Origin of the sequence: Xanthobacter cornucopiae, assembly GCF_043195065.2 — a bacterium.
GTDB lineage: Bacteria > Pseudomonadota > Alphaproteobacteria > Rhizobiales > Xanthobacteraceae > Xanthobacter.
Window position 1 is genome coordinate 1,001,381 of record NZ_CM195531.1, and the last position, 12,240, is coordinate 1,013,620.

2 protein-coding genes and 3 pseudogenes are annotated in these 12,240 nt (G+C 60.9%); 4 read left to right on the plus strand and 1 reads right to left on the minus strand.

The genetic code is table 11. The features are described 5' to 3' along the window. Nucleotides 1–12 precede the first annotated feature (12 nt). Nucleotides 13–7,926: an SPM autocatalytic domain-containing protein gene (locus tag V5F53_RS04400; protein WP_393998568.1), complete on the plus strand. Its 7,914-nt coding sequence runs from the start codon at nt 13–15 to the stop codon at nt 7,924–7,926. Nucleotides 7,927–7,999: 73 nt separating this feature from the next. Here the strand turns inward: V5F53_RS04400 and V5F53_RS04405 are convergent. Then, a pseudogene (locus tag V5F53_RS04405) lies at nt 8,000–9,020 on the minus strand (transposase); the annotation flags it as partial. A 47-nt stretch (nt 9,021–9,067) separates the two neighbouring features. On the opposite strand from V5F53_RS04405, the pseudogene V5F53_RS04410 reads away from it, so the two are divergent. From V5F53_RS04410 to V5F53_RS04420, 3 genes and pseudogenes are all read left to right on the plus strand, one after another. Further along, a pseudogene (locus V5F53_RS04410) lies at nt 9,068–10,101 on the plus strand (IS481 family transposase). A gap of 49 nt (nt 10,102–10,150) precedes the next feature. Then, nucleotides 10,151–11,102, plus strand: a pseudogene (locus V5F53_RS04415) (IS481 family transposase). A 111-nt stretch (nt 11,103–11,213) separates the two neighbouring features. After that, the gene (locus V5F53_RS04420) at nt 11,214–12,158 is read left to right on the plus strand and encodes a hypothetical protein (protein WP_393998850.1); all 945 of its coding nucleotides are present in this window, start codon (nt 11,214–11,216) and stop codon (nt 12,156–12,158) included. The last annotated feature ends 82 nt before the right edge of the window (nt 12,159–12,240 follow it).

The window sequence follows — 12,240 nt, forward strand, 5'->3', positions numbered from 1 at the left end:
TTGGAGGGTGTCGTGCCGACATATAGCCGTTCGAAATTAGATGAAATTGGTGGATTTGTTCAGCGCGCTAGTAATTCATACGAGTACGGTGATTTTCAGAATGCCGAAAACTATCTTCGTTCATATTACAATGTACAGGTTGAGTTTCGAGGTTACGCCGCGAATGCACTCAAGGTGATAAATAACGAGGGGATATTCGGGCAGACGGCGAACAATAATGTGATAAATGCAATTGGTGAAGGTCGCTACCAGCAGGTGCGGCTTGGATTAATGCTCGATCTTGCTAACGCTGATTTTAGATATATCAATGAACGCTCAGGTGGTATCCCAACTGAAAATGTCATAAATAATATTCATTATATTGTCTATCCGCAGTGGAATATTCCGCTGGAAGCATTCGGCGGAGCGGCAGATGCATCTTTAGGTAGGGATTGGTCGTCTGGGACGTTGATGTCGTATGAAATAGATGCTGATCTCACAGACAATTATTTCTACAAGAATTTTTCTTATGAAATGACAGGAGTGGCAATTGGGCATTTGATGTATTCTGGGGTATTCGCGCTCGGAACAACGTGGTCGAATGCAGCATCAACGCCGACGTCGTGGCCGGTCACGGAAACCTTAAGCGGAGCCGCTCATATCACGGCTCTTACGGGGGCTTGGGTGCTTACATCCAGCGCCGCGCAGGTCCAACATTCCGCAGCCGCCGTATCTGAATCGATAGATTCGGCTTATTATTCCATAAATAATACATATAATTCCATAAAATATATTTCTGAAACCGTGAACGATATCTCTGAATACATAGCATATATTATTGATTATTCTAATTATGATTATAATTCATACCTGAGCATGGGAGAACTCGCGGCGGCTGGTATCTTCGGCTTCACGGCCATGACGTCATCGGGCGCAGCCTCAGCCGACACCAACGCCGCCCAGCTCACCTTCACGGGCCTGTCGGGCGCGGATGTGACGAGTGCGGTTGACTGGTCCACGCCGAATGTCGGCGGTTACATCTCCCAGGACGCCATCAATTCCGCGCTCGGTTACGCGTCCTTCTCGGACCTCGCCGGCATCCCGGTCACCGGACCGAACCTTGGCGCCTATGTCCCTTCCGGCCTGCCATCTTCCGGCGGGTTCGGCGAGGGCGTCGGCGGCGCCTGGGCGGTCTATGGCGGCTCCAACGGCGGGTTCGGCTTCTCCGGCGGTATCAGTTTCTCGTTCCCGGTTGTGCTGGACCTCAACGGCGACGGCGTAAGCATCATCGAGAGCACCGATTCCGACATCTACATGGACATGGAAGGCGACGGCACGCAGCACCGCACCGCCTGGGCCGGGGCCGGCGACGGCGTGCTGGTCTATGACCGTAGCGGCACCGGGGACGTGGACAATCCGCAGGCGTTCCAGTTCACCCAATACAGTCCCGGCGCCGAGAGCGACATGGAAGCGCTCGCCGACGTGTTCGACACCAATGACGACGGCAAGTTGAGTGCGCTCGACGACCAGTGGTCCAAGTTCAAGGTGCAGGTCACCGGCTCCACCGGCACCCAGGTGCTGAAGACCATGGACGAACTGGGCATCACCGAAATCGCGCTGACGCCTGACGACACCGAGCAGAGCTTCTCCGACGGCTCGCAGATCCTCGGCTCCGCCACCTTCGTGCGCAACGGCGTCGCCCGCGCCGCCGCCGACACCGTGCTCGCCTATGAGGCCACGGGCGAGATCGTCGCGCGCACTTCCGCCAAGCAGGCTGATGGCTCCACCGTGGTGGACGTGAAGGCCTATACCACCGATGGCGCCTTCTCCAAGGAAACCATCACCACCATCAGCGCCGACGGCCTCACCCGGACCTTGAAGCAGGATCTCAACGCGGACGGCCTGTTCGAGAGCCGCCAGACGCGCATCGTCGCCAAGGCCGACGACGGCACCCGCACCACTACCGTTTCCAATTTCGATGTCGCCGGCGCGCTCACCGACCGCACGGTCACGGTGCGCAATTCCACCGGCAAGACCACCACCATCAGTTCGGACCTCGACGGCAATGGCACCGTGGATCGCACCGAAGCGCGGGTGACCACCGGCGGCACCACCGTCACGGTCACCGATGTCGCGCCCGACGGCAGCGTCATCGACAAGACCGTGACCATCGCAACCGTGGTGACCGCCACCGGCCATACGCAGGTCCAGCGTTCCGACCTCGACGGCGACGGCACCTATGAACAGACGCGGAAGGACGCGACCGTCGTCAATGCCGATGGCAGCGAGGTCGAGACCATCGAACAGCGCAGCGGCGATGGCGGTTCCACCAGCACCCTTCTCGGCCGCACCACCATCACCACCCGCGCCGACGGACAGGTGACCACCACCGCCGTCGACAGCGATGGCGACGGCACCACCGACCTCACCCGCGTTGCCGCCCTCTCCGTGGACGACAGCGGCAGCACCGTCACCACGCAGACCACGAAGAGCGCCTCCGGCGCGGTCATCGGCAAGATCATCACCGAGGTCGGCGCCAATGGCATGACGCACAGGGAACGCATCTATTCGGGTGCCAGCAGCACGCCGGACCAGACTCTGCGCGACCAGACCGTGGTTTCATCGAACGGTTCGTCGACCCGCACGGTCCGCGTTACCGCCGGGGACGACACCACCCTGCTCTCGCAGCAGATCACAGTGTGGACCGCGGACGAACGGTCCCGCACGCTCCGGACCGACGCCAATGGCGACGGCCAGTGGGAGCGGAACGAAACCATCACCGTCGATGCGGACGGCTCCAAGACCGACACGCTCGATCTTTATGCAGGCCAGACCCTGGTTTCGCGGACCCGGACGGAAACGTCAGCGGACGGCAAGTCCACGGCCATCACCCGCGCCTTCAACTCTGCCGGCACCGTCAGCGAGACCGAGCTCGACTCGACCGTGACCAATGCCAGCGGCAGCATCACCACCACCGTTTCGCTATATGATGGCGTCTATCACGGCGACACCACCGACGTTCTGCACAGCCGGTTCACGCAGATCACCTCCGCCAACGGCCTGAGGACCATCACCCGCAGCGACATCGATGGCGACGGGATCATCGATGCGACCGAGACCGACACCTTGGCGCTCAATAGCGACGGCAGCCGGACCGAGACAGTGGAAGTCACCAATGCGGACGGCTCGCGGCACTCGCTCTCGGTCACCAAGGTGAGTGCCAACCGCCTCGCCACCAGCCTGTTGGAAGACCTCAATGGCGACGGCCTCAACGACCGCGCCACGATGAGCGCGACAGGCGCCGACGGCACCGTGACCGACACTTTCACCAGCTACAACCTCAGCCGCAAGGCGATGACCGTCGCCACCATGATCACCAGCGCCGATGGCCTCTCCACGACCACGAAGCAGGACGTGAACGGCGACGGCACGACCGACGCCAGCCATACTGATGTGCGCGCCTATGCCGCCGATGGCTCCACCATCGAGACGGTTCGGGACTTCAGCGGCACCACCCTGGTGCAATCCACCCAGACCATCACATCCGGCAATGGTCTGACGGTGACCACCACGCAGGATCTCGACGGCAACGGCGTCTTTGACGCCACAGTGGTGGACAAGAGCGAACTGCTGGACGACGGTTCCACACGCGAGACCATCACCAATACCGGGACGAGCGTGCTGGCCGCCCGCTCTCAGGTGGTGACCGCCAGCGCCGATGGTCGCTCCGTGACGACCCAGGCCGACGCGGACGGTAATGGGGTGGCCGAAAGGGTCACCAAGGATGTGACCGTGCTCGACAGCGCTGGTGATGGCGATCGCACGCGCACCGTGTCGGCGTTCAGCGGCGAGGCGACCCCCCGCCTGATCTCGCGGACCGTCACCACCACCGGCGCTCACGGCAATGTGACCGTGCGCGCCGACATCGATGGCGACGGCGATACGGACCAGATCGTGTCGACCGCCCTGTCGAGCGACGGGCGGACGACGGTCACCGCCACCGACTACAAGGCGGATGGCGCGCAGAAGGACAAGCTCCAGACCATCACCAGCGCCAACGGCCTGTCCATCACGACCCGTTGGTATAATGGGTCTGATAGCGCCATCGACCAGTCGCGCACCGACGTCACCTCCCGGGGGATGGACGGCAGCAGCACCCGCACCGTGACCGATTTCGACGCCGGCAACACGAAGACCGCGCAAACCGTCGCCTGGCGGCGCGGCGACGGGCTGAACGACATTACCCAATGGGATCTCGACGGCGACGGCACTTTCGACCTGCGGGAGGACCATCTCGTCGTGGTCGCCACCAATGGCGTGCAGACCGAAACCATCAGCGACTACAAGCTGGGTACTGGCGCGACCTCTCCGACCGTGCTCGCGTCCAGCTGGAAGAGAGTCGTCAGCGCCGACCAGTTGCTCACCACCACGACCCTTGACCACAACGGCGACGGCAAAGTCGACCAGAAGGTCAGAACCGAGCTGCAGGCAGGCGCCACCAACACGGATGACGATCGTCTCGTCACGACGGCGCAGGACCTCACCACCGCGGGCGTGGTTTCCGATGAGCGCGTCGTCACCCGGACATCCACCGGGCTCTCGACCACCACTCAATGGGACACCAACGGCGACGACGCCTTCGAGGCGGCGTTGACCGACGTCATCGTGCTGAAGACCGACGGAAGCCGAGTGGAGACCGCGACGTATGTGGCTGGTACATCGAAGAAGGATGTGACCGTCGTCATGACCGCGGCCGGCGGCGCGTCGGTCACCACCAAGTGGAACCTTGACGGCACGGGCGGCTACGAGGGGGTAAAGACCGACCAGACGACCCTGTCTGCTGGCGCAACCACCCACACGGTCTCCTATTTCGATGGCACCGGAAAAACCCTCCAGACTCAATATGCCCAGACCATCAGTGCCGATGGATTGACCGTCAGCACCGACTGGGACATCGTCGGCTCTGACGCTTTGAGCCAGTCGTCCACCGACAAGACCACGCTCAACGCCGATGGCAGCCGGACGCGGACCGTCACCGCCTCCAAGGGCGGCAAAAAGCTCTCCTCCGTCACCACGACGACCAGCGCCTCGGGCCTCAGCAGCACCAGCAAGGGCGACTTTGACGGGGATGGGACCATCGACCGGATCCGGACCGTCTCGACCCTGAAGAATGCCGACGGCAGCACCGAAAGCACGCTTCTTGACACGGCCGCCGACGGCTTGACGGTTCAGGGGCGAGCCGCCACCATCACCTCCGCGGATGGGCGCACCACCATGACGACCCGCAATGCCGATGGCAACGACACGCTCGACCAGAGGATTGTCGCGGTGACGGCCATCGATGGCGGCGTCACCACCACCACCGCCGACTATGGCAGTGACGGCAAGGCCGCCGCCAGCTCGACCGAGACCGTCAGCGCCGACGGGCTGACGACCACCACCACGTGGGACTTCGATGGCGACGGCGTGACCGACCAGACGCGAACGGACGTGGTGGTCGCTTCCGCCGACGGCCATCAGGTGGAAACCGTCACCGACACGGCCGCCAACGGAACCTTGGTCCAGAAGGGGATCATGACCACCAGCGCCGATGGCCGGACCGTTACGCTGGAGAAGGACACCGACGGCGACAAGATCATCGATCACACGGAAATCACGACCCTCGCCGCCGACGGCAGCTCCCAGACCAGCATCACAGACCGCAGGACCGACGGCTCACTGAGCCAAAGCACCGTGACCGTCAGCGCGGACGGACTGACACGCACCACCAATACGGATGTCGATGGTAACGGCACCTTTGATAACCATGAAGAAATGACCATCAACGTCGATGGGTCGCGTCACGTCATAAGTTACCGTCTACGTCCGAATGGCCATGTGGAAGACCGGGTTGATACGACGATCAGCGCCGATGGCTCTCTGCGGACGGCACACTTCAGCGCGGATAATACCGATGAGGTGACGCTTACGCATCTGGATGGCAGCGTGACCACCACACGCGTCGCGGAAAATGGCAAGGGCAAGGTTATCAGCACAATCGTCGCCTCGACCAGCGCCAATGGAAAATCTGGAACGATAGTCGAGACCACATCGGATGCGACGCGAACATTTATAACGAGTGACGACAATACGGTAAAGCTTAATGCCGGAGAGGTCGATGTCGTCGTGTCTGGAAAAAATAATACAGTTCTACTGGAGGGTGGAAGCCTTCTGGTCGGACCGGAGGCTTCGGTCGTCATCAAGGGGTCTAACGATATAATTATCGCTGCGCAGGACGCGTCGGTAACTTCATCCGGAGCCAACAACCGCATCTTCCGCGTTAAGGCCGATTTGTTATATACTCGCGGTGCAAGCGGTCGAAATCCCGGGGCGGAGATCGCGTTGGGGGCAAACACAAACGCATACATTTCAAAGGATGGAAACGTAAAAAATTACTACGATTCCGAAACGCTTCCGGTGCAAGTTGATGTTTTGTGTGTAGATGAAAATACAGATAAAACATTCGTTTTATCATCTCGTGTTCATGTATTTCTGAATGGATCTATTGATAAATACAAAAATGCAAACGGAAATTACTGGCCTTATACCAAGATTTCCATTAGTGACAAATCTGGAAAAAATGTAGCGTCTATAGCTAGCCTTGAGATCGGCGGCGATGGCTATGAAGGCGGTGCTGGAAGTTGGGTCACAGCGTTCGGGGATAAGGAGGTTTATATCTCTGGATCGACGACATTTGATGCGAGTGACTATCTGGAAGGGGCAAATGGAAATGACGTGATAGATGGTGGCTTCGGCGATGGTGATGTGCTTTCTGGCGGAAATGGAGACGATACCATTTATTTTGATTGTAGAAGCTACGGAAAAAGTGGCGATCTTGAATTTATAGATTACTTTGGTTTTGCCTCTGCCGGCAGGAAAGCTCGCGCGGTCGATGGGGGAGCAGGATATGATACCGGAGTTCTCACCACGTCAGCCGATGCCGTCATCGACCTCACCAAGGGAAACTTCGAGGCTTTGATCGCGAGTGCCGGCAACGACAAGATCACAGGAAATTCGGCCGCGGAGGGCTATATTGACGGCGGAGCGGGAAACGACACCATCGTCGGAGGTGCAAAAAACGATGTCTTGATCGGAGGTGCTGGAAACGACTCCCTTGATGGTGGAGAGGTAGGTGACATTGGAGCCGACCTGCTGGAAGGGGGTGCCGGCAACGACAGGCTGTCCGGTGGAGCTGGCGCCGACACACTGGATGGTGGCGCGGGCGTGGACACGGTGGACTACTCCTCCTCGGGTGCCGCTGTGAAGGTCACCCTCGGCGTCCGGGGCGCGCAGACCACGGCGTCTGGCGGGAGCGGCAGCGACGCCCTGGGCGACGTGATCCGGAACGTGGAGAACGCCACAGGAGGGGCCTTCAACGACGTCCTCACCGGCAACAGCTCGACCAATGTTCTCGACGGACGCAAGGGTTCCGACACTCTGAACGGCGGCGGCGGCAACGATACGCTGAAGGGAGGGGGCGATTTCGACACCTACATCTTCGGCGCGGCGCAGCAAAGCGAGATTATCGTCAACGGCCTGTCGTCGAACACCGGTGCCAGCGGCGAATTGGATATCGCCTTCGATTCCGACCAGCTCTGGTTCGTCCACTCCGGCGATGACCTCGTCATCGACGTGCTGGGCACCACCCGGCAGGTCGTGGTCAAGGACTGGTATGATAGTGCGTCGAGCCAGGATTGGGAGCGGCTCTCTGTCATTTCAGCCAATGACGGCTTGGAGCTGACGTCCGCGCAGCAGGTGGATAGCCTCGTACAGGCCATGGCGACCTTTGCAGCCAATTACAAGACCAGCAAAGGCATCGCCTTCGATCCCACCGCGGTCGGCGCCTCGGACGTTGCCGCCACGACGATCGCGCAGGCAACGAAAAGCGCCAACACCTGGCATAGCTAGGCGCCTGTCCGAGCAACGGATTTGCCGGACGTTTTGAGATTGCGCATGGGCGGTGATTGCCGTGTGTTTGGGGTCAGTGGGGGGGCAATTTGAGGAGGTTGTGGGCGGTGCGGATCATCGCCCATTCGCATCGGACCTTGTCGAGCCCGCGCAGCAGGAACGGCCGGAAGCTTCTGGCTTGCCTGATCTGCCCGAAGACGGGCGCGACCACCTGCTGTCTCAGGCGGTCGCGCCTTCGACGGCCCGCCCGCTTCAGGCGCGCGGCCATGGCGCGCATCAAGGGCATCTGCGTCGGCTTGCGCCGCCCCGCCGCATTCGCCTCGCCATGACGTGCCCGTCCTGGAGCCAGATAGGCCGTGATCCTGCGCGGCTTCAGCGCGGACCGGTTCGCCTCGTTGGCAAACCCGGCATCGCCCGAGACCTCACGCGGCTTGCGGCCGAGGTGGATGTGAATGTCATCGATGAGCGGCACGAGGGCACGGGAATCCGCGGAATTCGTCACGAGGCGATGCGCCACGATGACCTGATGGGCCGCGTCGACGGCGATCTGGCCGTTGCAGCCATGCATGAAGCCGTCAGGGGAGGGCAGGATGCGGCTGTCCGGATCGGTGAAGGTGTGCTGTGCCCGGTCGGAGGGACCGCCATCCTCGCCGCGCAGGGGCCGGCCCTGCCAGCGCATGCCGGACGATGCGCCCGGTCCGCTCTCGTCGTCCGGATCAGGCGGATCGGCGGCTTCCGCCTCCAGCGCGGCCTTGGCGGAGCGGTCTTGGCGGCGCGGATCGTCTCCAGCCGCGGCTGCGTGTCGGCCATCCCGTCCGGCGTCTCGTCGCCGCGCCGGTCCGGGCCCAATGCCCCCCCTCGGCCGCATCCGCCTCGCGCGCTCGGCTCAGCCAAGCCTCGACCTCGGCGGCCAGCGCCGGCTCGGCCGTCTTCATGCGGCCATGGCTCATCGCCTTGTGACGCGGGGCGTTGGCCTTCTCCTTGGCTCCATCGACGGCGACATAGGCGAACTGGACGAGCCCCGCCGCACGGCACAGGCGCAGTACCTGCACGAACAGATCCGACAGAGCCACGAGGTAGCGCTTTGTTTGATCCCAGGCTTTGATGGTACAGTCTTTTCGCAGGACTGGAAGGATGCGCTATGGGCCAGGTTCTGCATGGATGCGCCACGACGACAGAGGCGGTCCGTCGAGCGATACAGCATAGTCAAGAGAGCCTGAGGGCGCTGGCGAAACGCTACGGGATCAACCCGAAAACCGTCGCGAAATGGAAGAAGCGGACGTCCTGTGCTGACCTGCCAACCGGCCCGAATACCATCGGCCCCGGTCTTCGACCGGTGCCAAGTGGGTCCGCTCACGCGCCGCGCGGGCTTGACCAAAGGCGCCGAGGTCCAGCGTTCTGGCACCGGAGGAAGAGGCGATCATCGTCGCCTTCCGCCGGCATACGTTGTTGCCGCTCGAAGACTGCCTTTACGCCTTGCAGGCGACGATCCCTCACCTGACGCGTTCCACCCTCCACCGATGTCTGCAACGCTACGGCATCTCAAGATTGCCAAAAGTCGAGGGTGACAAGCCTGTCAGGAAAAATTTCAAAACCTACCCCATCGGCTATTTCCATATCGACATCGCCGAAGTGCAAACTGCCGAGGGGAAGCTCTACCTCTATGTTGCCATCGATCGCACCAGCAAATTTGCCTTCGTCCAGGTGACCCACAAGACCGGGCGGACTTCGGCTTCAGCATTTCTGGAGGCCCTGATCGCGGCTGTGCCCTACAAGATCCACACCGTGCTCACCGACAATGGCATCCAATTCACTTTCCCGCCGCGCTACGCCAATGGTCCAACCGCACGCTACATGACCCATATGTTCGACATGCGGTGCCGGGAAAACGGCATCGAACACCGCCTGACCAAGGTGAAACATCCCTGGACCAACGGCCAGGTGGAACGAATGAACCGCACCATCAAGGAAGCCACCGTCAAGCGCTTTCACTACGACGACCACCGGCAGTTTCAGACCCATCTCGACGACTTCGTCACCGCATACAGTTTCGGTCGCCGCCTGAAGACCCTCAGGGGCCTCACGCCATACGAATTCATCTGCAAATGCTGGACAAACGAGCCCGAACGATTCAGGCTCAATCCACTCCAGCAAATGCCGGGACTAAACAGCTAGTCCCAGAGTGTGATGGCGTAGGTTTATCGCCATCTGAAAGGGACACGCTATGGGGCAGGTTCTTCACGGGAGCGCCAAGACCACGCACGCCGTGCGAGCAGAGCTACAGCGATCGAAAGCTCCGGTCGCGGAACTGGCGCGGCGCTACGGGATCAACGAGAAAACCGTAAGTAAGTGGCGTTCCCGGTCGATGGTCGAGGATGAGCGGATGGGGCCCAAGGAGCGGCGAAGCTCTGTCCTGTCCGCCGTCGAAGAGGCTGCGATCGTCGCGCTCCGGGTGCAGGCCCGTCTGCCGCTGGATGATGTCTTCCTCGCCCTGAAGGACGTCATCCCGTATCTGACGCGCTCCTCCCTGCATCGCTGCCTTCCGCGTCATGGCATCTCGCGCCTGCCGAAAGCGGATCGCGAAAAGCCAAAGCGGTTCAAAGCCTACGAGATTGGCTACTTCCACATTGACGTCGCCGAGTTGCATTATGAGGGTGGGAAGGCTTACCTCTTCGTGGCGGTGGATCGGACAAGCGAAGCTCGTTTTCGCCAGGATTTACCGCAAAGCGACAAAACTGGTGGCTGCGGGCTTCCTCAAGGCCCTGACCGGCACCGTTCCGTATCGGATCCATACGGTGCTCACCGACAACGGCGTGCAGTTCATCCCGCACGACAGGAAGGCAGCGGAGGGCTTCGTCAGCCACGTCTTCGGCAGGGTCTGTGCCGAGCGTGGCATCGAGCATCGCTTGACCAAACCCTATCATCCGTGGACCAACGGTCAGGCCGAACGCATGGTGCGCACCATCAAGGAGGCCACCGTCCGTTCCTTCCACTCTGCTTCTTTGATCGATCTCAGGCGCCATGTCCGCGACTGGCTGCTGGCCTATAACTACGCCAAGCAACTCAAGGCATTGCGTTTCAAAACACCCTTCGAAGCCATCCGGCAGATCGCCACGCAGAAGCCCGAACTCTTCGTTCGCCAGCCAAGCCATCACATGCGGGGACTAAACACCTAGGCATTTAAGGGGAGCGGCGATTTCCGGCCGGCTGCACTTTCTGGCGCAATCCAGTAAGTTCGTTGCGGACGCAGGCCGCAACTTCTTGTCGGCCGAGGGACACCGGTGGCTATGGCATTCGTCAATCTTTCTATTCCGCTTCGGACCACGAGCCAGAACGGCTTCTTTATCCATGGCGACAGCTCTCCGCGATACTTGCTCGGCTACGCCGTGCGTATGCGACTTCAAGAACCGTACGTGTATCTGGAGCTTCAGAATATCCCATCAGAAATGGCCCGCGGTCTATTGGATAAGATTCGGCTTATCGTTCCTTGGGCCGCACTGCGACTACGACTAGACTTTGGCATCCTTTCCGCCCCAGGCGATTTGCGTGACCTCCATAAAGCTGACTTTGACGGTCAAAAAGCTGACTTTGACGGTCAATTCGCCACTGCGTATCCAGCACACCTCACGCCTCAGCCTGCCCGAATCGAGGCCAACCATCGGAGGGAGGAGGCAGACACACTCTTGTTTTCGGCCCTTATCGAGGGCGCCGAGTTGCAGCGGCTCATCGGATCGGATGCGCGCCCCGAACTCAAGCTTTCCTGCGAGATGTTCGCTTCGGTCGATTTCGAGGCATCGGACACCGCGCAGTTCCTCGCGCTGATTTCGATCCTGGAAATCATGGCGAAGCCGGCTCTTCGGCCGGCGCGTTGCCTCGAAATCATCGACAGCGCGATGGCGCAAATGAAAAGCGAGGCGGAGGCAGCTACAGACCCGGAACTCCGCCAGGATCTTCTGGACATGCACAAGGGTGCGGTTCACTGGAAGGCGGAGTCGATTAGGAGTTCCGTCCGACGCTTGGCGGTCGACACATCGCGAACGCTTGGAGACGCGGCCCCGGAGAGTGCGGGTAAATCGGCAGTGAAACTGTATGACAAGCGAAGTCGCATCGTGCATGGCGGCGAAACCGCCACGGCCGACGAGGCGCGGGAGGCGAGGCGAATCGTCCGTGAGGTGCTAGCGGTTGCAGCCGACAGCTACCACCGTATTCGCGAACGGTTTCCGACGAGCTGAGCGCCTCCAGGGCGCGCCTGATCGAGTCCAGTTTCCGCTCGGCTCCGCCCCTTTCTGGATCCGAGTGTGAACCGCCCCGGCT